The 25,904-nt window shown below is 36.6% G+C and carries 24 protein-coding genes; 13 read left to right on the plus strand and 11 right to left on the minus strand.

What is annotated here, in order from left to right:
• Nucleotides 1-17 precede the first annotated feature (17 nt).
• Entirely contained in the window at nucleotides 18-842 is an 825-nt protein-coding gene (locus PGN18_RS08210; RefSeq protein ID WP_335318966.1) for a glycogen/starch synthase, read from the minus strand.
• A 150-nt stretch (nucleotides 843-992) separates the two neighbouring features.
• On the opposite strand from PGN18_RS08210, the gene panC reads away from it, so the two are divergent.
• From panC to PGN18_RS08230, 4 genes are all read left to right on the plus strand, one after another.
• Nucleotides 993-1,838, plus strand: coding sequence for a pantoate--beta-alanine ligase (gene panC, locus PGN18_RS08215; protein WP_335318967.1), 846 nt, complete (start codon nucleotides 993-995; stop codon nucleotides 1,836-1,838).
• Nucleotides 1,839-1,984: 146 nt separating this feature from the next.
• Nucleotides 1,985-2,335 carry an aspartate 1-decarboxylase gene (gene panD / locus PGN18_RS08220; RefSeq protein ID WP_205057665.1) on the plus strand — a complete coding sequence of 117 codons (351 nt, stop codon included), beginning with the start codon at nucleotides 1,985-1,987 and terminating at the stop codon, nucleotides 2,333-2,335.
• A 4-nt stretch (nucleotides 2,336-2,339) separates the two neighbouring features.
• Complete coding sequence (locus PGN18_RS08225; RefSeq protein WP_335318968.1) at nucleotides 2,340-3,320, plus strand: lysylphosphatidylglycerol synthase transmembrane domain-containing protein; 981 nt, start codon at nucleotides 2,340-2,342, stop codon at nucleotides 3,318-3,320.
• 183 nt (nucleotides 3,321-3,503) lie between these two features.
• Complete coding sequence (locus tag PGN18_RS08230) at nucleotides 3,504-4,643, plus strand: acyl-CoA dehydrogenase (protein ID WP_335318969.1); 1,140 nt, start codon at nucleotides 3,504-3,506, stop codon at nucleotides 4,641-4,643.
• Nucleotides 4,644-4,702: 59 nt separating this feature from the next.
• Here the strand turns inward: PGN18_RS08230 and PGN18_RS08235 are convergent, their stop codons facing one another.
• On the minus strand, nucleotides 4,703-5,047 hold the full coding sequence (locus tag PGN18_RS08235; protein ID WP_335318970.1) for a phage holin family protein: 345 nt from the start codon (nucleotides 5,045-5,047) through the stop codon (nucleotides 4,703-4,705).
• A 17-nt stretch (nucleotides 5,048-5,064) separates the two neighbouring features.
• On the opposite strand from PGN18_RS08235, the gene PGN18_RS08240 reads away from it, so the two are divergent.
• The 4 genes from PGN18_RS08240 to infB all read left to right on the plus strand — a co-directional run bounded on the left by PGN18_RS08240 (nucleotide 5,065) and on the right by infB (nucleotide 10,457).
• A complete protein-coding gene (locus PGN18_RS08240) occupies nucleotides 5,065-5,496 on the plus strand; it encodes a hypothetical protein (RefSeq protein WP_335318971.1) in 432 nt (143 codons plus the stop codon).
• 121 nt (nucleotides 5,497-5,617) lie between these two features.
• Nucleotides 5,618-6,082 carry a ribosome assembly cofactor RimP gene (rimP, locus tag PGN18_RS08245; protein ID WP_335318972.1) on the plus strand — a complete coding sequence of 155 codons (465 nt, stop codon included), beginning with the start codon at nucleotides 5,618-5,620 and terminating at the stop codon, nucleotides 6,080-6,082.
• Between the two features lies 1 nt (nucleotide 6,083).
• A complete protein-coding gene (nusA, locus tag PGN18_RS08250) occupies nucleotides 6,084-7,328 on the plus strand; it encodes a transcription termination factor NusA (protein WP_265852614.1) in 1,245 nt (414 codons plus the stop codon).
• Nucleotides 7,329-7,388: 60 nt separating this feature from the next.
• Complete coding sequence (infB, locus tag PGN18_RS08255; protein ID WP_335318973.1) at nucleotides 7,389-10,457, plus strand: translation initiation factor IF-2; 3,069 nt, start codon at nucleotides 7,389-7,391, stop codon at nucleotides 10,455-10,457.
• A gap of 29 nt (nucleotides 10,458-10,486) precedes the next feature.
• Here the strand turns inward: infB and PGN18_RS08260 are convergent, their stop codons facing one another.
• Nucleotides 10,487-10,741: a helix-turn-helix domain-containing protein gene (locus tag PGN18_RS08260; protein ID WP_335318974.1), complete on the minus strand. Its 255-nt coding sequence runs from the start codon at nucleotides 10,739-10,741 to the stop codon at nucleotides 10,487-10,489.
• 126 nt (nucleotides 10,742-10,867) lie between these two features.
• Between PGN18_RS08260 and PGN18_RS08265 the strand changes: the two genes are divergently transcribed.
• The 4 genes from PGN18_RS08265 (at nucleotide 10,868) to PGN18_RS08280 (ending at nucleotide 14,819) form a co-directional block, all read left to right on the plus strand.
• Nucleotides 10,868-11,161: a hypothetical protein gene (locus tag PGN18_RS08265; protein ID WP_335318975.1), complete on the plus strand. Its 294-nt coding sequence runs from the start codon at nucleotides 10,868-10,870 to the stop codon at nucleotides 11,159-11,161.
• 4 nt (nucleotides 11,162-11,165) lie between these two features.
• A complete protein-coding gene (locus tag PGN18_RS08270) occupies nucleotides 11,166-12,497 on the plus strand; it encodes a hypothetical protein (protein WP_335318976.1) in 1,332 nt (443 codons plus the stop codon).
• A gap of 98 nt (nucleotides 12,498-12,595) precedes the next feature.
• Nucleotides 12,596-13,675, plus strand: coding sequence for an acyltransferase (locus PGN18_RS08275; protein WP_335318977.1), 1,080 nt, complete (start codon nucleotides 12,596-12,598; stop codon nucleotides 13,673-13,675).
• Between the two features lie 175 nt (nucleotides 13,676-13,850).
• Nucleotides 13,851-14,819, plus strand: coding sequence for a nucleotide-diphospho-sugar transferase (locus tag PGN18_RS08280; RefSeq protein ID WP_335318978.1), 969 nt, complete (start codon nucleotides 13,851-13,853; stop codon nucleotides 14,817-14,819).
• A gap of 32 nt (nucleotides 14,820-14,851) precedes the next feature.
• On the opposite strand, the gene PGN18_RS08285 is transcribed toward PGN18_RS08280, so the two are convergent.
• From PGN18_RS08285 to PGN18_RS08305, 5 genes are read right to left on the minus strand one after another with little or no spacing between them, the layout of a single operon-like run.
• A complete protein-coding gene (locus PGN18_RS08285) occupies nucleotides 14,852-15,943 on the minus strand; it encodes a glycosyltransferase family 4 protein (RefSeq protein ID WP_335318979.1) in 1,092 nt (363 codons plus the stop codon).
• A 6-nt stretch (nucleotides 15,944-15,949) separates the two neighbouring features.
• Nucleotides 15,950-16,780 (minus strand): glycosyltransferase family 2 protein, encoded by an 831-nt coding sequence (locus PGN18_RS08290; protein ID WP_335318980.1) that lies wholly within the window; start codon nucleotides 16,778-16,780, stop codon nucleotides 15,950-15,952.
• A gap of 1 nt (nucleotide 16,781) precedes the next feature.
• Nucleotides 16,782-18,914 (minus strand): glycosyltransferase, encoded by a 2,133-nt coding sequence (locus PGN18_RS08295; RefSeq protein WP_335318981.1) that lies wholly within the window; start codon nucleotides 18,912-18,914, stop codon nucleotides 16,782-16,784.
• Between the two features lie 21 nt (nucleotides 18,915-18,935).
• Nucleotides 18,936-19,835, minus strand: coding sequence for a glycosyltransferase (locus tag PGN18_RS08300; RefSeq protein ID WP_335318982.1), 900 nt, complete (start codon nucleotides 19,833-19,835; stop codon nucleotides 18,936-18,938).
• A gap of 7 nt (nucleotides 19,836-19,842) precedes the next feature.
• The gene (locus PGN18_RS08305) at nucleotides 19,843-20,835 is read right to left on the minus strand and encodes a glycosyltransferase family 2 protein (protein WP_335318983.1); all 993 of its coding nucleotides are present in this window, start codon (nucleotides 20,833-20,835) and stop codon (nucleotides 19,843-19,845) included.
• A gap of 102 nt (nucleotides 20,836-20,937) precedes the next feature.
• Between PGN18_RS08305 and PGN18_RS08310 the strand changes: the two genes are divergently transcribed.
• On the plus strand, nucleotides 20,938-22,074 hold the full coding sequence (locus PGN18_RS08310; protein ID WP_335318984.1) for a glycosyltransferase family 4 protein: 1,137 nt from the start codon (nucleotides 20,938-20,940) through the stop codon (nucleotides 22,072-22,074).
• Here PGN18_RS08310 and PGN18_RS08315 read toward each other — a convergent pair.
• The 3 genes from PGN18_RS08315 to PGN18_RS08325 form a co-directional block, all read right to left on the minus strand.
• Nucleotides 22,071-23,888 carry an ABC transporter ATP-binding protein gene (locus tag PGN18_RS08315; protein WP_335318985.1) on the minus strand — a complete coding sequence of 606 codons (1,818 nt, stop codon included), beginning with the start codon at nucleotides 23,886-23,888 and terminating at the stop codon, nucleotides 22,071-22,073. The genes PGN18_RS08310 and PGN18_RS08315 overlap by 4 nt on opposite strands.
• Nucleotides 23,889-24,030: 142 nt before the next feature.
• Nucleotides 24,031-25,017 (minus strand): glycosyltransferase family 2 protein, encoded by a 987-nt coding sequence (locus PGN18_RS08320; RefSeq protein WP_335318986.1) that lies wholly within the window; start codon nucleotides 25,015-25,017, stop codon nucleotides 24,031-24,033.
• The gene (locus PGN18_RS08325; protein ID WP_335318987.1) at nucleotides 25,018-25,893 is read right to left on the minus strand and encodes a glycosyltransferase family 2 protein; all 876 of its coding nucleotides are present in this window, start codon (nucleotides 25,891-25,893) and stop codon (nucleotides 25,018-25,020) included.
• Nucleotides 25,894-25,904 lie beyond the last annotated feature (11 nt).

Here is a 25,904-nt window from a genome sequence, read left to right on the forward strand (position 1 = left end):
AAAATAATAATACCTGATTAAGCTACTGAAACCAATTCATCATTTGAAATTTCTTCATAAAAATTATAGAAGTTTTCAAAATTCTCGGTTAAGTTAAAAGCTAATGTCGGCTTATTGGAATCTTTAACAAATTTTAACACATCTTTGCTTAGGTTTTCATCTCCTAAAACCACTGCATCTGAGTGAGTTATGGCACCGATGTGCATGCTGTCACAGTCAGATGGTAAAAATGCTTTAGTGTCATCCTCAGTCATATTGGCCATTACTGCCTTAGTAGCAAAATTGGCATTTAATTTCTCTGTAAAACCGTCCTCGTAAACAGAATAAACCACTTTTGAATTCTTAAATGTAGGATCGTTTTTGTAAGTAGTTTTAATGTAAGCAGGAACCAAAGCACTCATCCAGCCATGGCAATGAACAATATCTGGCGCCCAACCTAATTTTTTAACTGTTTCCAATGCACCTTTGCAGAAGAAAATCGTACGTTCATCGTTATCATCGAAAAATTTTCCGCTGGCATCTCTAAATACGTGTTTGCGTTGAAAATATTCTTCGTTGTCTAAGAAATAAACCTGCATGCGTGCAGCTGGGATGGAGGCTACCTTGATGATTAAAGGGTTATCATTGTCATCAATAATGATGTTCATTCCCGATAAACGAATTACTTCGTGTAAACGATTTCTTCTTTCGTTGATGTTACCAAATTTTGGCATCAAGATTCGGATTTCGAATCCTTTTTCTTGCATAGCCTGTGGCAATTGGCGCGTAATTTCAGAAATTTTAGTAAGCTCGAGGAAAGGCGACATCTCGTGTGTAACAATCAGCAGCTTCGTTTTTGCCATCTCCATATTTTAAGAAAATATTAAGTTAAATAAAAGATAATGAGCTGCAAAGGTAAGCATAATAATACTATTTATCAATATAGCAAGCATTTGTTTGGTTTCATTTAGATTAATTTACACCTTTACGGCTTTAATTTAGATTGTCCAAAATTGGAAATATTTAAAACCAAAGCTGCGCTTAAGGCTTTTTTGCAGCCATTAAAAGCTTCAGCTAAGAAAATAGCATTGGTGCCTACCATGGGCGCGCTGCACAATGGCCATATCTCACTGATAAAACTGGCCCAGCAAAACGCAGATATCATTATCTGCAGTATTTTCGTAAATCCTACACAATTTACCGATCCTAAAGATCTGGAAAAATATCCACGCCCGATTGAGCATGACCTGGCGATGCTTGCTGATGCCGGTTGTAGCGCTGTGTTTATGCCTAATGTTGAAGAGATGTACCCAACTGGTGCTGATGAGGCATGGCACATTGATTTAGGTAAAGCCGAGTTTTTACTGGAGGGAGAATTTAGGAAAGGCCATTACCAGGGTGTAACACAGATTGTAAAAAAGCTATTTGATGCTGTGGAGCCAGATGTGGCCATGTTTGGACAAAAAGACTTTCAGCAGGTATTGATGATCAAAAATATGCTCGCTTATTTTAAATTGCCCATCACCATTATTACCTGTCCTATTATCCGCGAAGATGATGGTTTAGCCATGAGCAGCCGAAATATCCATTTATCAACCGACGAACGGGCTCATTCGCTCGTGCTGAGTAAATCATTGCAGTTCGTTGTTGATCATTTTAATGAATATTCATTAGTAGAATTGGTTGACCGTGCAAAAGCATTCTTCAAAGGCATACAAGGGGTTGAACTTGATTATTTTACCCTTGCAGATGGCAATACACTCGAGCCGGCAAAATCAAAAGATGAAGATAATTTAGTTGCCCTGGTTGCTGCAAAAGTGGGATCAACGAGATTGATCGATAATATGATTATAAGGTGACGTAAGATGGCCGATGTATAGCTCCTAGTTTTATCGATCATGTTCCGCAATGCCAAACATCAGTTCTTAAGTCATGAACCATCATTCATTTCCCATATTACATCATCCATTATTTAAAACTCCAAACTGATTACTAACTTTGCCAAATGGTTATTACAATATTAAAATCGAAAATACACCGTGTTAGGGTAACACAAGCCGAATTGAATTATGTAGGCAGTATTACGATAGATGAGGATTTGATGGATGCAGCTAACATTATTGCCAATGAAAAAGTGCAGATTGTAAATAATAATAATGGTGCACGTTTTGAAACCTATGTAATTAAAGGCGAGCGCGGAACGGGAACCATTTGCTTAAATGGCGCCACAGCACGTTTGGCTCAACTAGGTGATGTGCTCATCATCATGTCATACGGCTCGTTGCCGATAGAAGAGGCCAAAAAATATAATCCGATACTGGTTTTTCCCGACGATAACAATCATTTGCTAAAATAACATTGTGACATTTGACCTCAAAACAACGCTAAAATTTATCATCCTGTTTTTAATAGGGATGGGCGTCTTGTTTTTAGCTTTCCGGGGTCAGGATTTAGAAAAGATTTGGCAGGAAATTAAAACGGCCAATTACTTTTGGGTCGTGATTTCAGCCATTGCTGTTTTAGTTGCGCATGTATTGCGTGCTTTGCGCTGGCAAATGTTATATCAGTCTATCCATTATAATGTGAGTTTTTGGCATATGTACCATGCTGTAATGATTGGCTACCTTGCCAATCTTGCTTTGCCACGCTTTGGTGAAATTGGACGCTGCACTGTTGTTCATAAAGCAGCAAAGGTGCCTATGTTTGCTTCTATCGGGACGGTGATTACCGAGCGGCTATTCGATGTTGTGATGCTTTTTCTGACCAGCCTGGCAATGCTTATTTTTCAGTATGATATTGTATCCGATTTTCTTTATCAAACCGTATATCTCAATCTCGCTAAAAAATTAAGTAAGTTCAACTATTGGTGGTTAGTTGGGTTATGCGTCGTAATATTTCTTCTCATTGCTATTGCAGTTTATATTCTTCGTCAAAAATTTGGTAAAAAATTCTTGCGTATTTTTGTAAACCTGCGTCAGGGATTTGGCTCATACAGTAAGCTTAAGCAAAAGGGTTTGTTTTTAACCTATACAATGGGTATTTGGTTTTTCTACCTGCTTTCTATGTACTTTGCTTTTTCTTCCATTCAGGGTACTTCTGGATTGCATATCAATGCTGCATTTACCGCCATTGTTTTCTCAGGCTTTGCTATGGTAGCGCCTGTTCAGGGGGGTATTGGTGTTTTTCATTGGATGGTTGCCCAGTCATTGGCATTATATGGCATATCTTTCAAAGATGGTTTGGCCTATTCAACCATTATTCATTCCTCACAGTTTTTGTTGATCCTGATTTTAGGGAGTTTAAGTTTGTTCTTTATCTTAACTAAAAAAGATACTAAATAAACTTTTTAAGTCTTATTGAGCTTACCGGATCTAATTTAATTTAGAAGCTCTGTCATAAATCGATGCTGAAACAAGTTCAGCAAGACGAGAACCATTATCACGAAAATAAAATTACTATGCGGCCATAGTAATTTCGATCAGAAATGCTACATTTGATTTACTAACCTTTTATACATAAATGTTATGCATTTTGAATTAAGTGAAGAGCAATTAATGATTCGGCAAGCTGCCCGCGATTTTGCGCAGCAAGAGTTAAAGCCAGGCGTAATTGAAAGAGATGAGCATCAAAAATTCCCTGCCGAGCAGATAGAAAAACTTGGAGAACTTGGCTTCCTGGGGATGATGGTGAGTGAAAAATATAAAGGAAGCGGACTCGATGCCATTTCATACGTTCTGGTAATGGAAGAGCTTTCTAAAATAGATGCGTCTGCATCTGTAGTGGTTTCGGTAAACAACTCATTGGTTTGCTACGGACTAGAAGCCTATGGTAGTGAAGCCCAAAAGGAAAAATATTTAAAGCCGCTGGCCGCTGGTGAGAAAATTGGTGCTTTTTGTCTGTCGGAGCCCGAAGCCGGGTCTGACGCGACCTCGCAACGTACAACAGCCGAAGATAAGGGGGATTACTATCTGCTTAACGGTACCAAAAACTGGATCACCAACGGAAATACTGCATCAACTTACCTGGTTATTGCCCAAACCCATCCCGAATTAAAACATAAAGGTATAAACGCTTTTATCGTAGAGAAAGGAATGGAGGGTTTTACTGTTGGGCCAAAGGAAAATAAATTAGGCATCCGTGGCTCCGATACACATTCGTTAATGTTTAACGACGTTAAAGTGCCAAAAGAGAATAGGATTGGTGAAGATGGCTTTGGGTTTAAATTTGCCATGAAAACATTAGAAGGAGGAAGGATTGGTATTGCTGCTCAGGCTTTGGGTATCGCACAAGGTGCTTTCGAATTGGCTACGCAGTATGCTAAAGAGCGTAAATCATTCGGGAAACCAATTGCTGAGCACCAGGCTATTGCTTTTAAATTGGCTGATATGGCGACGCAGATCGAAGCCGCCCGACTACTGGTTTATAAGGCTGCCTGGCTAAAAGATCAGGGCTTGCCTTACACACAGGCAGGCTCGATGGCTAAGCTGTTTGCTTCTAAAGTGGCTATGGATGTAACCGTAGAAGCTGTACAGGTTCACGGTGGTTATGGTTTTGTAAAAGAATATCACGTGGAACGGTTGATGCGCGATGCTAAAATTACCCAGATTTACGAAGGGACTTCTGAGATCCAGAAGATGGTGATTTCAAGAGAAGTTATTCGTTAGTTTTTAGTTATCGATTTTCAGTTGGCAGTTCGATTGAAAACTGCCAACCGAAAACAAAATTATTCCTTATCTCCCGCAACAGCACTGAATACCGCCTTAATCAAAGCAACCACAATTGCTAAAAATGCTGCGGCAAAAAAGCCTGAAGTGTTAAACGAAGTCATCATGTTATCAACCAATAAAATCATTAAAACGGTAATGATAAATGATACCAATCCCAAGGTTAAGAAATTGATTGGAAAGGTTAATAGCCTTAAAATAAATCCGATTGTTGCATTTGCAAGTGCAATCAATACTGAAGCGATAATGGCGTTTCCGAAGCCATCAATACTTACCCCAGGCACCAGTTTAGCGCCTATAAAAAATGCCAGTCCTGTTAGCAGGATTTCGATAATAAATCTCATAATTTTTACATTTGTAAATGTTTAAACACTATTTTACCTATTCAGTTTTCGTCTGGATTTCTGTATCCGTGTTTTCATGTTCGAATAGAAACAATAAACCGGTAATTAAGTTTTCTGGAGATAGCACTTCAATCATCATTAAAAATATAGATGAGGCGAGCCTTTTGCAGGTTAAAAATGCTTATCAGGGCAAAGCTGATACCGTTAATATGATTTCGGTTTTGATCAAGCCAGATGATCTGGATAGCATTCAGGATGAGCGGGAGGTGCCTGGAAAGATCAAAATATTAGGCGATTCGCTTGTGTTTAGTCCTGATCAGCCTTTTCTAAAAGGTAAAGAGTATTTGGTAGAAAGTTATATCGGAGTGAAATTTGCAACCGTTGGAGATCTGGTTATGGGAAAGGGTAAGCAGAATCTAAAAGCAGTACAGCAAACACTTAAACGGTAATAATCAGCATAATAATTAGCGCCTGTGTTTGATTTTTCATAAAAAATTACTACATTTGCATCGTAATCGAAGAAAAGAGAAGGGGACAATGTCCCCTTTTTCTATGAAATCAGGTTAAAATATGCAGGTAGAAAAGAGAGTTGCAGCCCTCGTAGAGGAAAAAATTGCAGATCGGCCAGAACTGTTTTTGGTTGATGTGAAGATGTTGCCAAACAATAAGCTGATTATTCATGTTGATGGCGACGAAGGTATTAGCATACAGGATTGTGTAGCCATAAGCAGGCATGTTGGTTTTCATCTCGAAGAAGAAAATGCAATAGAACAGGCTTATAATTTAGAAGTTTCTTCGCCGGGTGTTGGCGAGCCTTTAAAATTAATCCGTCAGTACAATAAAAATGTAGGCCGTACGGTAAGCATTAAGCTAAAAGAAGGATTAAAAAAGGAAGGGAAGCTGTTAGCGGTTACAGAGAATAATCTGCTGATTGAAGAATCGGTTAAAGAAAAAGGGAAAAAGGCGGTAGCAATTCAGACAGATGTTCCGTTTAATGATATATTAGAAACAAGTGTGTTAATTTCATTTAAGTAAAATGAGTACTACAACAATTAATTTGATCGACTCTTTTCAAGAGTTTAAAGATTTCAAAAATATAGATCGCCCAACGGTGATCAGTGTGCTGGAAGAAGTTTTTCGTAGCATGTTGCGTAAAAAATACGGAACAGACGAGAACTGTGACGTAATTGTGAATCCTGATAACGGGGATTTGGAAATCTGGAGAACGAGAAAAGTAATGGAGGATGGGTTTTCTGAGGATGATGATTTGGAGATCGAACTTGCTGATGTACAGAAACTTGACCCGACTTTAGAAGTTGGTGATGATTATATTGAGCAGATTACTTTAGAAAGCTTTGGTCGCAGAGCGATTTTAGCCGCACGCCAAACACTCGTTTCTAAAGTATTGGAATTAGAGAAAGATGAGATTTTCAAAAAATATAAAGATCGCGTTGGTGAAATTGTAACAGGAGAGGTTTATCAGGTTTGGAAGAAAGAAACTTTGGTTTTAGATGATGAAGGTAACGAACTTCTAATGCCTAAAACCGAGCAGATTCCTGCTGATTATTTCAAAAAAGGCGATTCTGTAAGAGCGGTAATTTCTAAAGTAGAAATGATCAATGCCAATCCGAAGATTATTATTTCGAGAACGGCACCAGAATTTTTACAACGCTTGTTCGAGCAGGAAGTTCCGGAAATTTTCGACGGTTTGATTACCATTAAGAAAATTGTTCGTGAACCAGGAGAGCGCGCTAAAGTTGCGGTTGAATCGTACGATGACCGTATTGATCCGGTAGGAGCCTGTGTGGGTATGAAAGGATCACGTATTCATGGAATCGTTCGCGAATTGAAAAACGAAAATATTGATGTGATTAATTTCACTAATAATATTTCGTTATACATTACCCGTGCGTTGAGCCCGGCTAAAATCACATCTATTAAATTGGATGATGAAACCAAACATGCATCGGTTTACTTAAAACCAGATCAGGTTTCATTGGCCATTGGACGTGGCGGACATAATATCAAACTGGCTGGTAAATTAACTGGTTATGAAATTGATGTGTACCGTGAAGCAGGTGAAGAAAGCGACGAGGATGTTGATTTAGAAGAATTCTCAGATGAGATTGATAGCTGGATCATCGATGAATTAAAGGCTATCGGGTGCGATACTGCTAAGAGTGTTTTAGCACTTACAGTAGAAGATTTGGTAAAACGCACCGACTTAGAAGAAGAAACCATTAAGGAAGTGGTTCAGATTTTACAGTCAGAATTTGAATAAGTGGTGTAATTGCCAAATAAACACTACTTTTGTTTTATTATAAAAAATAACAGGAGCTAAATGTCAGACGACAAACCAATCATTTTAATTAAAGCTATTAAAGAACTTAATATAGGCATGGGTACAGCCGTTGAGTTTTTAAACAAAAAGGGCTTCTCTGCCGAGAAGAGCCCTATGTTTAAACTTACGGGTGAGATGTATAATGCCTTATTAAAAGAGTATCAGGGAGATAAGATCGTAAGAGAAGAAGCCAAACAAATAGTGATTGGTAAAATACGTCGCGACGAGCCTGAAACTGAGAAGCCAGTAGAAGCGCCGAAAAAAAATGCCGATTTTGAGAAAAATGAGGAGATTTTAATTAAAAATGCTCAATCATTTACCCCTCCGGTAGAAAAACCAAAGGCTGTAGAAACACCTAAGGTAGAAGCGCCAACACCAGCACCTGCGGCAGCAGTAGAGCCAGTGAAAGAAAATAAAGTAGAGGAAACAGGATTACCTGGGGTTAAGATTGTAGGAAAGATCGATTTAAATGATCTTAATCCGAAAACACGCCCAGCTAAAAAAGAGGAAACACCTGCTCCAGCGCCTGTTGTAGAGCCAACAATAGCTAAAGCACCAGAAACTGTAAAACCGGTAGAGCAGCCTAAAGTGGAAGAAAAACCGGTTGAGGTTAAAAAAGAAGAAACTCCTGTTGCTTCCACGCCAGCTGCAGAAACACCAGTAGCTAAAGCAACCGAGCCTGTAAAGCCAGCTGAACAGCCTAAGGCCCAAGAAAAGCCGGCTGAAGTAAAACCGGCAAGCAATGAGCCTGAAGTAATTAAGGCGCGTACCGTTAAATTAACAGGTCCGAACATTATTGGTAAAATTGTTTTGCCAACAACACCAGATAGAAGAAATGGCCCGGTAGCATCATCTAGTGATAGTGAGGCCGCTAAACGCAAGCGCAAACGTAAGAAAACCCCTGGAGCACCTGGACAACCAGGCCAACAAGGAGGTCAGGGCCAGCAAGGACAGAATAACCCTGCAGGTCAGGGCGGTGCACCAGGTCAGCCCCGCCAACCTTATCAAGGCAACAGGCAAGGTGGTGGTACACCATACCAGGGTAACAGGCCAGCCGGACAAGGTGGGACGCCTTACCAAGGAAATAGAAATAACAATAACAGACCAGGTTTTCAAAATAGAAATGCTACACCAAGCGGACCTAAAGAAGAACCTACTGAGAAAGAAATTCAAGATCAGATCAAAGCAACTCTTGCCCGTTTAAGTGGCGCAGGTAAATCTGGTAAATTTGCACAACGTGCTAAATTACGTCGTCAGAAACGTGATGATGTAGCGTTTAATGCAGAAGAAGCGGCAAATGAGCTTGAATCACAATCGAAAATATTAAAGGTAACAGAGTTTGTTACAGCTAATGAGTTGGCGAACATGATGGATGTACCAGTTACCAAAATTATTGGTACCTGTATGAGTCTTGGAATGTTTGTTTCCATTAATCAACGTTTAGATGCTGAAACCTTAACCATTGTTGCTGATGAGTTTGGTTATGAAATTCAATTCATAAAGCCAGATGAAGAGGAGGACAATGTAATTGAGGAAGAAGATAACGAGGCTGATTTAATTGAAAGAGCTCCGGTTGTAACGATTATGGGGCACGTCGATCACGGTAAAACCTCTTTGCTGGATTATATCCGTAAAGCAAACGTGGTAGCTGGTGAGGCCGGTGGTATCACCCAGCACATCGGTGCCTACATGGTAACTACGCCTTCAGGTAAAAAAGTAACCTTTTTAGATACGCCAGGTCACGAAGCCTTTACAGCGATGCGTGCCCGTGGTGCCAAGGCAGCCGATATTGCCATTATTGTTATTGCTGCTGATGATGCAGTAATGCCTCAAACAAAAGAGGCCATTAACCACGCACAGGCGGCAGGCGTACCATTGGTATTTGCTTTCACCAAAGTAGATAAACCGGGTGCAAATGCAGATAAAGTACGTGAGCAGTTATCGGTAATGAATATCCTGGTTGAAGATTGGGGTGGTAAATACCAATCGCAGGAAATTTCAAGCAAAAGCGGCTTAAATGTTGATTTGCTTTTAGATAAGGTATTGTTAGAAGCTGAGTTATTAGAACTGAAAGCTAACCCGAATAAACGTGCTACAGGTACGGTAATTGAATCCGCCTTAGATAAAGGACGTGGTATTGTAACTACAGTATTGGTTCAGGGTGGTACGTTAAAAGTTGGAGATCCAATCTTAGCCGGTAGCTACAGCGGACGTGTTAAGGCATTAACCAATGAGCGTGGTGCTAAAGTAGAATCTGCAGGTCCATCACAGCCAGTACAGGTTTTGGGTATGCAAGGTGCACCTACAGCGGGTGATCGTTTTAATGCTTTAGAAAGTGAAACTGAAGCACGTGATATTGCAAACAAACGGATGCAGTTACAGCGCGAGCAGGGTTTACGTACACAGAAACACATTACCTTGGATGAGATTGGTCGTCGTCTGGCAATCGGTAACTTTAAAGAACTTAATATCATTGTTAAGGGTGATGTGGATGGTTCTATCGAGGCATTGTCAGATTCATTACTGAAACTATCTACAGAGCAGATCCAGATCAATATCATCAGTAAAGGTGTTGGTCAGATTTCAGAATCTGATGTATTATTAGCCTCGGCGTCAGATGCAATCATTATCGGTTTCCAGGTTCGTCCATCAACAGGTGCACGTAAACTGGCAGAAGCTGAGCAGATTGATATTCGTTTATATTCTATCATTTACGACGCCATCAACGAGATTAAGTCGGCAATGGAAGGTATGTTGGATCCGGAATTTGAAGAGAAAATTGTGGCTAACGTTGAGATTCGTGAAACATTCAAAATCACGAAAGTGGGTACCATTGCAGGTTGTATGGTACTGGATGGTAAGATTACCCGTAACAGCAAAATCCGTATCGTTAGAGATGGTGTTGTAGTCTATACAGGAGAACTGGCATCATTAAAACGCTATAAAGATGATGTGAAAGAAGTATCAAAAGGTTACGAGTGTGGTTTAAATATCCAGAACTTTAACAACATCGAAGTAGGTGATATTGTAGAAGCTTACGAACAGGTTGAAGTAGCAAGAAAACTGTAAATAGTTTTCACCAAAAATAGACAAGGGCATCAATAATATTGATGCCCTTTTTCTTTATCCGAAATTATCTTTTTCCGTTTAAAATCCGATTGACTAATAATCTCATTAATAGAAACCTCATAAAGTTCGGCAATTTTGGCCAGCTGCGATATGGCAAAATCTACCTCATTGTTTTCCCATTTTCGATAAGCAACCCTGCTTATCCCGATTACATTAGCAGCGTATTGCTGCGTATACCCATGCTTATCCCTGTACCTTTTTAAGGTAACTCCTATATCTAACATATTAAGAAACGTTAACGGCTATGTATTTTTAATATTTACATATTGCATATTTAATAATGTAAATAATGATAATAAGGAGTTGTCAAAATTAATATTTTTTATCTGTCTTTTTGAAGAAAAATATTTATGAAAAAAAATGTTTGCATACTATTATTGGGAAGTATAGGACTCATATCCTTTCAAGGATGTAAAAAAGACAGTAAAACAAACGAAACAATAAATCAGGTTTCGATTTTGGAAAAAACAAAGTTACAGAAAATGGAAAAGTTTATCTCTATCATGTGGGAAGTCCCCGCAGAGAAAATAAAGTATGATAAAGATTTAGAAACATTCACTTTTGGGGACATTCAGTTAAGTCGAATGCAAATTGAACTGCTTTATGATAGAGCAAATGAATATAAACTTAAAAACGAAAGATAAGATTATGAAACAAAAATATTTATTATTTACGCTATTGTTTTTAGTTTTCATTAGTCTAAAATCTAAAGCATCAGTAAGCTTAAGTAGCTTTACTGCTTCTAATAGCTACGACGGAAAAATATACTCACCAAATGGCATTAGTTTTACCGCAAGTTTTGACTTTGTTAGAGCAGGTGACGGATTCCCGATTACTGTTGAATTAATTTACGTTGAGGGCAGTACTGAGACTGTTATAAGCTCTGCTGGAATTAATAAAACTAATTGGGGAACGGAAACTATTTGGTCATCTTCCATTCAAGGAACGCTAACTTCAACACAAACGCAAGGAAGGGTTTTTTTAAAGTATACTATCTTTGATGGTTTAAGTAATGGTACTTATCGTTCTGGTTCATCCTATTCTATTACATTACAGCCCCCTCCAAATCCTGGAGTAGGAACGCCTCCTCCCAGCGCTCCTCCTGTACCTGGATCAAAACCATTGTACTATTATTCTCAAAGCTTAGGTGGTTGTTATCTTAGTTCAGAGTGGCTTGGGCAATCTGTAGTTATATCAGACGGTTTACATTCTGGAACAAGAGATTTTGTGGGGATTATAGGATATGTTTTTACAGTACAGCAGCCAGGAACAGTTATGCTAAATAAATTTCGACCAAATCCTGTTCGAGGAGCTAGGATTGATCGTACGGAATTTATTTTTTCAACTTTAACTACTTATCCCGGTTGCTATAAGATTGGGGAGGAAGGCTACGTCTACACGAGTCAAGTAACAAAAACTTTGCCCGTTTATAGTAGGGCAATTAATAACTCTGAGTATCATTATTATAATACACAGCCAGCCTCAATTGCGGGCGAAAATATAGAAATTACTGAACAACACTTGGAAGGGATCGCTTTTTATCTGCTTCAGAGCCCACAATCTACTACTTATCCATTGCCAGAAAATGATACCATGGAATTGTATCAATATTATAGTAATCGGGGTGACCATTTTTATACCACTCTAAAAAAAGATAGACCTGGATTTACTTATGAAAAAGTTTTAGGGTATGTACACACTATTCAAAAAAGTGGAACCATCCCATTGCACCGGTACGTTAATACTAGTTCTTCATCAGGAGATCATTATTATACAACAGATAAACAAAATTATGGTTGGTATATCTATGAAGGTATAGTTGGCTATGTTTATGGAAGTGATGGTATGGTAGGTACATCAGCTGTTTATAGCTACTTTGCTTCAAGTATTGGTGATCATTATTATAATACGGTTAATTCATCATATGGGGGTTATGTAAACGAGGGAATAAAATTCTATATGTTAACTTACAACCATTAATTGTAATATTTTACATACTTAAATGTTAAAAGAGTTCTGAATAATTCGGAACTCTTTTTTTTGTGGATATTTGTCAGTTCAAATACCAAAATAATTTAATGCATACTGAAATACAAGAAAAAAAAGTACCGGTAAAAAGGAATTTTGATTTTATAGATACCATCCGTTGTATATCCATGATGGGAATAGTTATGGAACATTGTACCTATAATGGCACCTATATTTTTAATGGCTTTCCACTCAAACACATCGTTTATATCGGATTAATTCAGTTTTCTAAATTTGGTACAATAGCCTTCTTTTTATTAGCTGGTTTTTTACTTGGAAGTAAGTTTACAACCTATTCATCATGGCAATATTTCAAACGACGTTTATCCACGGTATTTCTACCCTGGTTAATATGGTCACTGGTATTTTTGTGTGCTATTATTATTCAAAATTATATTGCGCTGCATCGGTCAGGCGATTTTCATTTCCGTAGATTATTGATAGAAAAAATAGAGATGATTTATTTATTTACCAATTATTGGTTTATTATCAATTTTATGTTTTGTATCGCAATACTCTTGTGTTTTAAGAAGTATTTGTATAAATGGTGGCTAGGAGCAATTTTTTTAGTACTTACATTAGCCTATAGCGCAAATGTATATTTTGAATGGTTTATTACATCGCACACTATTGCAATTTTTGGATTCATTTTTTATCTATGGTTGGGAGCTATTCTTAATAAATATTGGAGTAAAATTGAAGCCTTTATTCAAAAAACGCCATACTATATCTTTATCGGTTTATTCATGCTGACTTTCTGTTTAGCGGTGTTCGATATTATTCATTTAATACAGGTAAGAAGTGAAGATCCGTATAATACATTAAGAATATGTAACGTTTTCTATTCCTTAGCTACTATCTTTCTATTATTTAAAATAAAGGAGTTTAGATTTGTCAAGTATTTAAAGCCGAGGGAAACCACATTTGGTGTTTATTTAATACACTATATATTGGTTACTCATCTTTTGCCAGAAGTATTCAGGCCGTTCCACTTAATTCAATTCAATGAAATGTCTTTGGGTAACATGCTTCTTTATATAGCTTGTAGGTTTACAATTGTTTATTCTGCTACATTGTTGCTTATTGCCCTGATAAGTAAAACAAAAATTAGGTGGATAATTGGCAGATAGTTTTAAAACTATTTCTTTAAATTTTAATGTTAAATAATAAGCAATAGGTGCTGGTTAAACGCTTTCTTTTTATTTTAGTAGATTTGTTTTAGGTGATCCATTTTAATGTAATCTTAAACTGTTAAATTGCCTGATATGGATTATTCACCACCATTTTTGCCTGCTTAAACCCAATATGTCCACAAACAATACCGCTTACCAAACTCAATCCTCCATATTATTTATTTTTTTTAATAGAGTTGATACTACACTGAAAGTTTTAGAGCAAATTAAGCAAGCTCAGCCTGCGCGGTTATATCTTACCTGCGATGGTCCACGGGAAAACCGGGCAACTGAGGCAGATGATTGTAGGAAAGCCAAAGAAGCAGTAATGGCATCTATTGATTGGGAGTGCGAAGTACAGACCTTATTCAGAGAAGAGAATTTGGGGCCAAAAGAAGCTATATCTTCTGCAATCGATTGGTTCTTTCAACACGAGGAGGAGGGAATTATATTAGAGCACGACTGTTTACCCTCTATGAGCTTTTTTTATTATTGTGATCATTTGCTGGAGAAATACCGGAATGATACGAGAATCTGGCTGATATCTGGCTTTAATTTTGACACGAAAAAAAAATGGGGCAAAGGCTCATATTATTTTTCTAATCTAACCAATGGCTGGGGCTGGGCAACCTGGAAAAGATCCTGGAATAACTATGATAAAAATTTAAGCCAATACAATTCAGATGAAGTTAAAGAACCATTGCAAAAAATATTTGAAGATCCCTTAATCGTTGAGAGATGGATTGAAATATTTAATGAAACCAAGGCGGGTAAAATTGATACATGGGATTATCAGGTAACTTTTTCACACTTATTTAGTCATTCACTGACTATTGTTCCTAATTATAATCTGGTCAGTAACATTGGATTCGATCAACTTGCAGAAAATACTACTAATGCCAATAGTCCCTTTGCCAATGTTCCTTTAGAGGAATTAGGAGAGCTGGTTCACCCAAAATATATGGTGCCGGAAAAAGAGGCAGATTATAATCTTTTGTTCGAAGAATTTAATATTAGGGGTAAGTTAGCGGAAATGGCTTACCTAAAAAAACACAATTCTTTCAGAAGAAGGTTTAAAAGATGGTTCAAGTCGCTTTTTTAAGGATTGAACCATTTTGCTTAATTTATAGGCGTTTAAATAATTTTTTTATATAGTTCAATCGTTTTTGAAACACATTTGTCAATAGTATATTCTAGCGATTTTTTTTGACCTGCATTGCCCATTTCTTTTCTAAGTGGGTGAGATGAAATAATCGTTTCGAGCTTTTCTGTCAGCGATTGTGAAGATTGGCCATCGAAATACTGTGCAGCATCTCCTGCAATCTCATTAAAACAGCTACAGTTACTAAGCAAAACAGGGCAATTGTTCTTAAAAGCTTCTAATATTGGCAATCCGAAACCTTCATATAATGATGGATAAACAAAGCATAGGGCATTTTTATAAAGCGTATTCAACTGATCATCACTAACAGATAATTGTATGGTCTTATCTAAAATATTATTGCGCATTAAAAACTCTGAATCACCATAGCTTAAAGCCCCGCCACCCGCAAATACCAGCCGTAACTCAGGATATCTTTGGGTTAATTTTTTGAAAGCCTCCACAGTTAAATGAAAATTTTTATAACTCCATCTGGCACCAACAAATAAAATGTATTGCTCGGGTAAGCCTTTAACAGGAGCGTATACTGGTTTAGCCAAATCTATTCCATGATATATAACTTCTACTTTATCTACATTAACATTACTGTATTTTAATATGTCGGTTTTAGTGGTTTCGGATATAGCAATAATTTTATCTGCCTTCTCCATTAATATTCTTTTATAAAAAGGTAAAGGATCAGATGAAGAGAAAAATTGAGGCAATGCCTCATAGGTCATATCATGAACGGTTATGACCAGCGGCTTTTTTAGGTACTTGATAAAATAAGGATTAAAATATGTAGGGTGAAAAACAGAAAAATCATTTTTCTTAAGCAGGTATTTACTGTAAGAGTTGTTGCGTTTAAGAAGTTTCTCTTGTGTTTTAAAAAGTGGATTGAATAATGAGCTACTTAAAGGTTGCTGTTCATCTCTGATATAGTAGTTATCTGATCTTAAAAGGCCCAGTTGATACTCTACCTCTTCTGTTTTCTGTATTCCATTCATCAAATACTTAAAATACCTGGAAATGCCTCCATAGACTTGCTCTGTAAATATTTGATGATCGTATAAAACCTTAACCATAAATTTTTAGCTTGATTTTTTAAACTTTGGTAAAAAAAGTAAAATGAGGTTAATAATTGCTTTTAGGCATTTGTACGCTATCGGGTATTGTTTAATATACAAAAACTGTTCTGTTTTTTTATCCCTTAACTGTTTAAAGTAATTGTAATCAGCTATAAACTCAGGAAAGTGAATATTTAAAGATGTTTCACGCTCCGAATTCATTAACAGATGGTTATCGGTATTGGAAGAAATGCCTGTTGCATCATAATTCGTGATAATAATATCGAGGTGTTTGTACGAGGCCTCCCGCTTGCATATGGCATAGGTGAAAAATTCCCAGTCAGATACGATTTTAAAATTTTCATTGTAAAGAAAGATCGTTTTAAACAAACTTTTCTTTATGAAACTGGCCTGGTGTGATATGTTTTGTTCGAAAAAGAAGGCAAAATTTAATTGATCCGGAAACGCTCTTTTATTCTGCTGATGTATCTCGTCATAAATAATGTCGCCATAATAAATATCCAGTTGTTCATTCATGGACGTTAGCGATTGCGCGATTACCGTATCGCTGTGCAACCAATCACCACTGTTGAGGAATAAGATATAATCTCCTGTAGCAATCTTTATCCCTTTGTTCATTGCATGATAGATCCCCCTGTCTGATTCGCTTATCCAATAGGTAATCTTATCAGCATTTTGGTTTAATAATTTGACACTGCCGTCGTTACTACCACCATCAATAACAATGAATTCTATATTGGTGGCACTTTGTGAAAAAACACTGCTCATCGTTTTTTCAAGTCCAGTACGATTGTTATAATTAACTGTAATAATTGAGATCTTTTGTTCGCTCATGCTACTTTTCTTTGCTTAAGTTCCTCAATAATTCTTCCAGTTGCAGTTTTATCACTTCAGGGGTATATGCTTTCAATGCGTTAATGGAATTGTTTCTGATGTTGTTCCAAAGATCGGGAGAATTATATAACTGAATGATTTTTTCTGCAAACTCTTTGGTATCATTTGCTACCATTACATCATGGCCATCTGTTAACCCAATACCTTCTACGCCAATATCTGTAGAAACGATTGGAAGTCCATATTCTAGACTCTGTCCAATTTTTCCTTTCATGCCTGCGCCAAACCTTAACGGCGAAACAAATATGCGGTTATTGTCGAAATAGGCTGAAACATCATGTATATAGCCAGGAACAATTACCTTGTTCGAGCGCAGCGCAAGTATTTCATCGGTAGGGTTGCTCCCTAAAAGTGTTAAGGTTATCTGGGAGTCAATGGCCCATACCAAAGGCATAATTTCTTTAACTAACCATTTTACAGCGTCTACATTGGGCTTATGCAGATAGCCGCCAATAAAAAGCAAGCCGTTTCTTAAATTGAAAGAACTTGCAGTTTCTGTGATGGTCTTTATTTCGTGGATATTTGGCATGATTTCAACATTGTTTATGCCCTCGTTTTCCAAAATTTCTTTCTCATCCTTTGTAATGGCCAAGGTAATACTGGCATTTTTTGCAATATTCAATTCAACCTGTTTAACATCATTGGCTGCTTGAATAATAGCATGGTCTCCAGAAAGATCGCCCTCCCGTTTTAACCTTAAAAAATGAAGGTCAATAGTGTCATAAATCCAGAATAAATCTTTTTTCTGCTCAAATAGAAACTTAAATTGCTCGTTGTTGTGCGGTTTGCACAGCCACACTGCATCAATATTCTGAAGTTTACCTTCGAGGATTTTGATCATTCCGCGCATATTGGGAAAACGGTATAGCACTTCAAACCCTTCCAAAATCATCTGATCAAAATACATTGTATTTTTCTCTCCGTTGGCGGGCAAAAATAAAACATGAAATCCCAAAGCTTTTACCAGCTGCATAATTTTGAATATCCTATTTGAACCAGAATCCTGATCAGGTGTAGGGATAACATCATCTATAAATAAGATAGTTTTTTGTTCAGGCTTTTCAGTTAAAGCCTGAATCTTTAACTGACGGGTATTATAACACACAACTTCTGCCAAAGGTTGATAAATAACCTTTTTGTTTTTGCCGCTAAGGAATTCACCAATCTGCCTTCCAATATTAAATGAAGAGAGAAGATCAATATCAGACAGGTTGAAGTCAATTAAATGATCTCTTTGAAAAATAAAATTAGCTGAAGCATAATGCCTAATCTCTTTTTGAGAATTAAATTCAGGATGATTACTGTCCTCATAAAAAATAGTTTCATCCTCTGTTCTAATAAGTAAGCCATTTCTATAAAGGTGTTTTACCCCTGCACAACCCACATCTCTATTTTTCAGTACTTCGGCAAGGATTTCAATACAGTTTTTCTTTATTATAGCCTGACTTGATTGTATATAGATTAAATTTCCTTTCGCATTTTTTAAAACTGATGCAAAAGAAGCCGTTTCTAACAGGGTAATTCCCTTAACGTTATTATTCAGGAAAGAATTAATATAGTGATCTTGATTTTCGAATACAAGGACTTCAAAAGTGTATTTTTCAGAAATGTGATCGCTTAAGGATTTTAAGCAGTTATAAAGATAATCCAGGCGGTAGTTGCCAATTATAATAATGCTAATAAATGGATCCTTTGGTGTTTGAAATGCTATTTTTTCTGAAAAAATGGTTTTCCTGTCCAAAAGAACTGGAGTAGCCTCATCAACAAAATACCGGTAACCAAATAATGCTGAAACTAAATCTCTTGTTTTAATATAGAATATGGGGTTGACATCGGAACGGAAAAAAGGAGAAAATTTACGAGATATGATATTGTAAAAACCTTTAAAAACAGATTTCTTGAAAAAAATAACAGACGCGAATACCAGTAATAAACGCAGCAGGTAGTTTCCCCAAAAAGACGGCGATAAAGAATATAGTTTTGTTTTTCTTTTTGATATTCCGGTATAATATCTCTTAGTAATCTTAATTGATACTTTATAATTGTATTTATCTATCCAACGGTAAATTTTCATGTGTTTAATAAGTACTGTAGCCTAAAAGTTTTTGGAAAATTTGATAGCAAAATTTAGTCTGCTTAATCCTGTTCTACTTTTCAGATCAGGAAAATAATCTTGATAATATTTATAGATAAGCCTGATTAAATATGGACTGAATCCCTTTCTGCGGCGGGCGGCATATATTTTCTTGATCAGTTTTTTATCCGCTTCTTTTAAGTTTTTATAATTTCGGACAAGGGAAAGATTCAGATCGATTTCTTTAAAACGTTCTGCTTTAATATCAGTTTTAACATTACCTTTAAACTTGTGCATCACTGAGGAACTATGGATTCTGTGCAGTGTTAAATATTCATTTAAACAAGTGATTTTATGATGATATAAGGCCACAAACCCTATCCACCAATCGTAATATCCTGTTTCAGGAATTGGAAATATATAGGGTAACAGTGTTTTTGAAAAAAGAGTGGTATGCCCTGTAACCGAATTGTAGAATAGTGCACTTCTATAATCACGGTTTCCCAACTTAAAATCGGGATTTAATGTTTGCCGCCCAATGGGATTTTCTTTCTCATCTATCCATTCTGAATTCGAAAAAATCAGCCAGTTATCTCCTATATTCTGATGTAATAGTTTTAATTTATTCTCCAGCCATATGTCATCCTGATCGCTTATGGCTATAAAATCTCCTGAACAAATTGCTATTGCTTTCTGAAAATTCGCATTAAAACCAATGTTTTGATCGTTGAAGTGGAGCTTAATCGATTCGTAACGCTCTGCGTACTGGGTTAAAATTGCTTTTGTACCATCTTTAGAGCAGTCGTCAACTATAACCAGCTCTATATTTTTGTACGTTTGGTTAAGGATACTATCCAGTTGCTGAGGTAAAAAGTTAGCACCATTATAGGTACAAAGCGCTATAGAAATAAGTGGCTCCATGAATCAATTATTTTAATAGGAGTTTTACAACCTGTTTTAAATTCAAATTGTTAAGCGTAAATAAATCTGATCCTAAAAACTTCTTCAGGGAAGATTCATTGTCGGATTTCATTAGATAGTTATACCATTCTTTTTGGAGTTGTTTACTGAGTATCTTGTGATCGAATACCTGCTTTTTTTGATTGGCTTTTAAGATATTGACCAAGTGATGCTCTACTTCTTGCCCGGAAAAATCTGCACATTCAGGGCGTAAGATTGAATGGTGAATTAATAAGTTTTCTTGATCTACTTCATCAAATAAGAACGATAATAAATTCATGATTGTTTTGAGCTCGCTTTGTACCATTTCTTCCCTTTTCGTCGATGTTATACTTTCCTCGTGAATGCGGTATTGTAACAAACGCTGGCGCAAGTTTGCAACCGGATAACTCATCGTGATTTGAGAAAATAAAAAATAATCTTCAGCATATTTAAAATCTTCGCTATAGGCAAATTTCTTTATTGTTTCTGCATCCGCCATAATTGTTGGATGTATAAAAGCATTGCGGAATAAGTTAAATACTTTGATCTTAGTACTATGCTGTGGCCGGTTCAGGTTGTTTATTTCTTTTCCGTATATATCAATAGCAATGGCCCTGCTGCCGCATAATTTATAGGTTGGGTTTGCAGCTAGAAAATTTACTTGTTTGCTTAACCGATTGGGCAGAGCGATATCATCTGCATCCATTCTAGCTATATACCTTCCCTTACTTAACTTCAGTCCCTCATTTAAAGTATCAACTATACCTTTATTCACTTCATTGTTAATATATTTTATCCGGCTATCTGAAAAAGAGCTAATTATAGCATGTGATTGATCTGTACTTCCATCATTGATAATCAAAAATTCGAAGTTTCGATAAGATTGATTGAGTATGCTTTCAATAGCTTCCTTAACAAAAAGTCCGCTGTTAAAAACAGGCATTAATACTGTAATAAGATTTTTTTGCTCGTCAATCATGTATTGGGCTTAGGTGCCGTAAAAATAAGATAATTAAGCGTTAATAAGCTTATAAAAGATGGCATAGATTTTTGCATCTTTAAAGCCTTAAAAAAAGACAAAATGACTACAGGTTTTTCAAAAAAAGAAGGAGCGACAGCACCCAAAAAAATATTGTTTATCACCCCGTTTTTTGGTAGAACAGGTTCAGAAATGCAGTTACTTTACATCCTTGAAAATTTGAATGCAGAAAAATTCGAAGCCTACTTATTTACGCGTAATGATGGGGCTTTGCTTAAGGACCTTCCAAAATATATCAAATACTTTGTTGGTTATAAAAAAAGCAGAAATTATCTGCTCAGGCTGTTTAGGCTATTACTATATGCTGTTAACGTAAACCCTATAGGATTTCAGCTACGGAAAATACAGAGAAAGGTTAAAGCAGATTATTGGTATATTAATACGATTGTAAACAGAGATGCATATGCAATTGCGGTGAAGCTGGGCGTGAAGATTATTTCTCATGTTCATGAAATGCCATTGTATTATGATATGGTTAAGGAAAAAACCATAGAGAATTTGTTGAAATCGGATCTGTGTATTGGATGTTCGAAAGTCGTATGCCAAAATTTAGAAGATATGGGGCATCAAAATGTGAAATTGCTGAACAGCTTTGTTGATGACCGATTCATTTCTCTTAGCCATAGTAAAGTAAACGAGCAGTTCAATTTTTCTCCCAACGATTTTATCTGGATAATGGCTGGCAGTGTTAATGCAATTAAAGGTGTCGATTTTGTAATTCCTTTATTAAAGAAATTAAAATCCAATCATAAAATTGTCTGGATTGGTGGAATCGAAGATTCGGGTACAACAGCTTATGCGAGGATAGCCGGCAGAGCTGCTTTTAAAGACAGACTATTTTTTGTTGGCCGAAAATCTACCGACTATTACGATTACTTTAATTTAGGTAAGGCTTTCTTGTTATTGTCACGCCAAGACTCTTTTCCTTTGGTCATGCAAGAAGCTGCACATCTGGGCAAACCAATAGCCGGCTTTAACTCGGGTGGTATTGAGGAATATGTAAATGATAAAATCGGTATAGTGGTAAACCAGCTTTCGTTTACAGAATTAGCAAAGGCAATGGAAAAAATAGAAGAAAATTATGCAGTATACGATAAGGATTACATTAAACAGTATGCAAAAAGTTTTAATGCACTGGATCAAACCTTAAAACTGCAATCGATTCTGGAAGAAATTTAATCGCCAAAAGCTTGCATGTCAATTAAGCGTTTGTAAAGGCCATTGTGGCTTAAAAGTTCAGTATGGCTTCCACTTTCTACAACCTGCCCTTTATCTATCACCACAATTTTGTCGGCATATTGTATAGTGCTTAATCGGTGGGCAATCACAATTGAGGTGCGGTTTTTCATTAAATTGTTCAGCGCTTCCTGTACTAATTTTTCCGATTCGGTATCCAGGGCAGAGGTGGCCTCATCTAGCAACATAATGGGGGGGTTGGCCAAAACAGCTCTGGCAATACAAACCCTTTGACGCTGTCCGCCAGAAAGCCTGTTTCCACGGTCGCCAACAAAAGATTGATAGCCATTTTCCGTATGCTCAATAAATTCGTGCGCATTTGCGATTTTTGCAGCTGCTATTATTTCTTCTTCAGTTGCATTTGGTTTTGCAAAAGCAATATTGTTGAAAATGGTATCGTTAAACAGAAAAGAGTCTTGATTTACCGTTCCCATTTGGGCCCTAATGCTTTCTACGGTTAAATCTTTATAATCTATGCCGTCAATTTTTATCGTACCGGTTTTCGGATCGTGAAAACGTGGAATAAGATCCATTAAAGTGCTTTTTCCACCTCCAGAAGGACCAACCAAAGCTACTGTTTTCCCTTTTTCGACATTGATATTGATGTTCTTCAATATTTCTTTATCGCCATAATTAAAAGAAACATTTTCCAATACCAATGATTTTTCAAAACCCGATAATACCTGGGCATCCGATTTATTCTCCAGTTCAGGCTTGGTATCAATCAGATCCAAAACACGTTCTCCGGCAGCGATACCCGAATGGATTCCACTAAATGAATCAGTAAGCGCCTTAACTGGCTGCATCACTTGTGAGAAAGTGGCAATATAGACCAGAAATTTTGCTGGTGTTAAATCTCCCTGTCCAGTCAAAATCATTGTTCCGCCATAAAGTACAATAAAAACAACAACAAAAACGCCTAAAGTTTGCGAAACTGGTGAAGCCAGCTGTTGCCTTCTTGCCATTTTTCTATTCAGGTACGAATAAAATTTATTCTCCTGGTCAAATTTGTCTTTAATCCTTGGAGTTGCATTAAAAGCTTTTACGATCTTAATTCCGCTTAGAGATTCATCTAAGAATCCTATCATTTTTGCGAAAGACTCATGAGACTCTTTGGCCTGATGTTTTAAGCGTTTAACTATTTTACTAATGATAAAACCAGATACTGGGATAACCAGTAAAGAGAATAGTGTAAGTTTAACCGAGATTGAAATGAGTACACCAACATAGAATAATAACTGTAGCGGCTCTTTAAAAACAACTTGTAAGGTGTTGGTAACGGTAAATTGTACTACCTGAACATCCGACGCTACTTTAGAAATGATATCTCCTTTGCGTTCATTGTTGAAAAAGCCGACATGTAGGTTCATGACGTTGTTGAAAACTGTTCTGCGAAGATTCAATAATGTGTGTACCCTTAAATCTTCCATGAATCTCTGAGAAAGGTAACGGAAAAGATTTGATAATACCACCGTAATAACAATCACAACACATACCAGTTTTAAAGTTTCGGTTTTACCATAGGCATCAATAGCATGCTGTATATACTGGCTAAATCTGCCCATAAAATCAATTGAAGAGCTAACTTTTGATAACGTTGTAGGAGCATCTTTTATAAAAAGCGTCTCTAATAAGGGGCCTAAAAGTGTAAAAAGAAAGGTATTAAAAGTTATGGCAAATAATGTTGCAATAATGTAAGGAATTGCAAATTTTTCAATCGGTTTAGCAAATGATAATAAACGAAAGTATGTCTTCATTTTATTTGAAATGGTATATGTAATATGGAAAATGTACTAAAATATTTCCAAAAAATCTAAGTAAACTTGACAAAGGTAAGGTTTTCAATTCAACCTAACCGATTTTGACAAAAGGGTACGTTAAAATTACAATCGTTTAAAATTACAATCGTTTAATTTTTTTATTGCTAACTGATTGATTGATAATCGCCACTATGTCAGAAATACTTAGGGTTGAACTATATTTTTTTTTCAAAATCTGAAGCTTTTCTTTGCTTGCATTTACGAGGGCTTTTTGTGCCAAATAATCTTTATAGCTTTCCAATACCCAGATTTTCCCCGTAATGATTTTCGGAATAAGCTCTGTAAAAATTTGCTGCAGAGGATAAAGCTTTTCTTTGAGTCCCTGAAGGTGAATTCCCTGTAGGATATACCGGTTACGGTAGTATATTTTTTTAATAAAGTTAGATTTGATCTGGGTTTTAGTACTGCCACTTACATGATGAAAACATATAGACTGATGTTCATAATAACATTTCCAGCCCAATTGCCATGCCCGCAGGCTTAAATCGAAATCTTCTGATGAAAATGGAGAGTAAATCTCATCAAAACCACCTAGTTCTTTTAATTTTTTGGCATCAACCAGAGCATTGGCACCAGAAAGATAGGCTGTGTACACATTTTCATCTTCAGGGTTTTCGCTATAATAGAATTTATTCGCCTTAATACGGCAGCCACCGTAATATAAAAAACGTGCAGCGTCTTCAATCCGGCTTTCATCAAAACTCATAATCCGTGCCATTACTCCAAATGTATCTGGCCTATCGAAGTATTTCCACTGATGTTCAAAATAGTCGGGGGTAAGTTTTACATCAGAGTTTAAAAGTAAAATTAAATCATATTTGGCCACGCTGATACCATGGTTGCAGGTAAAAGAGAAGCCCCGGTTTTTATCATTAATGAGTAATATTACATTTTTGTAATTCTCCCTTACGAAAAAAATACTATCATCTTTTGAGCCATCGTCAATTACAATTATTTCAAATTCTGTACCTGCATTTTCTACTGCTGTTAAAACAGAGGGTAGATATTTTTGGAGCAGATGTTTACCATTATAATTTGGGATGATAATTGAAACACTCTTCTGCATCTATTTCACGATTTTATAATTGCGGTACTCAAACAACCGCAATCCGGTGAGATCTTCAATTTTTTGCAAGACTCTTCTCCTGAAATTCATTTTTGGAGTTTCTTTGGTGAGATCTTTATCAAATTTCCAGTTTGCGGCTGCAATTCTGGCTTGCATTACTTTAGGATGGCTGCCTTTAAAATGAACCAAACGATCGGCATTGTGCATGTCATAGGTTTCCTGCACTGGATAATTTTCTTCAATCCACTCATCTGTCTGATAAAACTGATTAAAATTTCGCACTTTGCCCTGTAATCCTTTTGGCGGTTTCACCCAGCCATAATGATAAATATAGGCATCAATTAACTTAACTTTAAGTTTTCTATCATTAATTCTGAAGCCCTGTGCATCACGGTAAGAGCGAACTCCAGGCAGATTTTTGATAATTCTAACTTCTCTTCTGTACCAGCGCCTCGATTCGGCCAGGTAATCATAAGAAGCATAAAAATGTTTGTATTTTAAAAGCAAGGCCTCAACATCGTTATTGTTGAGTTCAGCTTCCATTTCTTTTTTGATCAGTGGAAGATAATCTTCGTGTATGGCTTCATCGCCCTGGATGTAGATCATCCAATCGGCATCTTTACTTATTTCAGCTAAAGCCTTATTGGTTTCATCTGCAAAAACACGCCCCCCTTCGCGGATGCTTTCATCCCAAATGGTATCAATAGTTCTGATTTTAGGGTCAATACTTTTAACCATTTCTGAAGTTTCGTCTGTAGAGTTCCCCAATGCAACAATAAAATCATCACACAATGGCAGCACAGAAAGTATCGCTTCCTTTGCAGGATAATCGTTAACAATAGCATTTCTTAAAAATGTAAAACCGGTAACTTTCATTGGTGGTGCCT

It is taken from the genome of Pedobacter terrae, from assembly GCF_036946585.1.
GTDB lineage: Bacteria > Bacteroidota > Bacteroidia > Sphingobacteriales > Sphingobacteriaceae > Pedobacter > Pedobacter terrae_C.

Coding starts and splice junctions, on each gene's coding strand:
- PGN18_RS08210 (WP_335318966.1), bottom strand. CDS start 842: ATGGCAAAAACGAAGCTGCTGATTGTTACACACGAGATGTCGCCTTTC.
- panD (WP_205057665.1), top strand. CDS start 1,985: ATGGTTATTACAATATTAAAATCGAAAATACACCGTGTTAGGGTAACA.
- PGN18_RS08230 (WP_335318969.1), top strand. CDS start 3,504: ATGCATTTTGAATTAAGTGAAGAGCAATTAATGATTCGGCAAGCTGCC.
- PGN18_RS08235 (WP_335318970.1), bottom strand. CDS start 5,047: ATGAGATTTATTATCGAAATCCTGCTAACAGGACTGGCATTTTTTATA.
- PGN18_RS08240 (WP_335318971.1), top strand. CDS start 5,065: ATGTTTAAACACTATTTTACCTATTCAGTTTTCGTCTGGATTTCTGTA.
- rimP (WP_335318972.1), top strand. CDS start 5,618: ATGCAGGTAGAAAAGAGAGTTGCAGCCCTCGTAGAGGAAAAAATTGCA.
- nusA (WP_265852614.1), top strand. CDS start 6,084: ATGAGTACTACAACAATTAATTTGATCGACTCTTTTCAAGAGTTTAAA.
- infB (WP_335318973.1), top strand. CDS start 7,389: ATGTCAGACGACAAACCAATCATTTTAATTAAAGCTATTAAAGAACTT.
- PGN18_RS08260 (WP_335318974.1), bottom strand. CDS start 10,741: ATGTTAGATATAGGAGTTACCTTAAAAAGGTACAGGGATAAGCATGGG.
- PGN18_RS08265 (WP_335318975.1), top strand. CDS start 10,868: ATGAAAAAAAATGTTTGCATACTATTATTGGGAAGTATAGGACTCATA.
- PGN18_RS08270 (WP_335318976.1), top strand. CDS start 11,166: ATGAAACAAAAATATTTATTATTTACGCTATTGTTTTTAGTTTTCATT.
- PGN18_RS08275 (WP_335318977.1), top strand. CDS start 12,596: ATGCATACTGAAATACAAGAAAAAAAAGTACCGGTAAAAAGGAATTTT.
- PGN18_RS08280 (WP_335318978.1), top strand. CDS start 13,851: ATGTCCACAAACAATACCGCTTACCAAACTCAATCCTCCATATTATTT.
- PGN18_RS08285 (WP_335318979.1), bottom strand. CDS start 15,943: ATGGTTAAGGTTTTATACGATCATCAAATATTTACAGAGCAAGTCTAT.
- PGN18_RS08290 (WP_335318980.1), bottom strand. CDS start 16,780: ATGAGCGAACAAAAGATCTCAATTATTACAGTTAATTATAACAATCGT.
- PGN18_RS08295 (WP_335318981.1), bottom strand. CDS start 18,914: ATGAAAATTTACCGTTGGATAGATAAATACAATTATAAAGTATCAATT.
- PGN18_RS08300 (WP_335318982.1), bottom strand. CDS start 19,835: ATGGAGCCACTTATTTCTATAGCGCTTTGTACCTATAATGGTGCTAAC.
- PGN18_RS08305 (WP_335318983.1), bottom strand. CDS start 20,835: ATGATTGACGAGCAAAAAAATCTTATTACAGTATTAATGCCTGTTTTT.
- PGN18_RS08310 (WP_335318984.1), top strand. CDS start 20,938: ATGACTACAGGTTTTTCAAAAAAAGAAGGAGCGACAGCACCCAAAAAA.
- PGN18_RS08315 (WP_335318985.1), bottom strand. CDS start 23,888: ATGAAGACATACTTTCGTTTATTATCATTTGCTAAACCGATTGAAAAA.
- PGN18_RS08320 (WP_335318986.1), bottom strand. CDS start 25,017: ATGCAGAAGAGTGTTTCAATTATCATCCCAAATTATAATGGTAAACAT.
- PGN18_RS08325 (WP_335318987.1), bottom strand. CDS start 25,893: ATGAAAGTTACCGGTTTTACATTTTTAAGAAATGCTATTGTTAACGAT.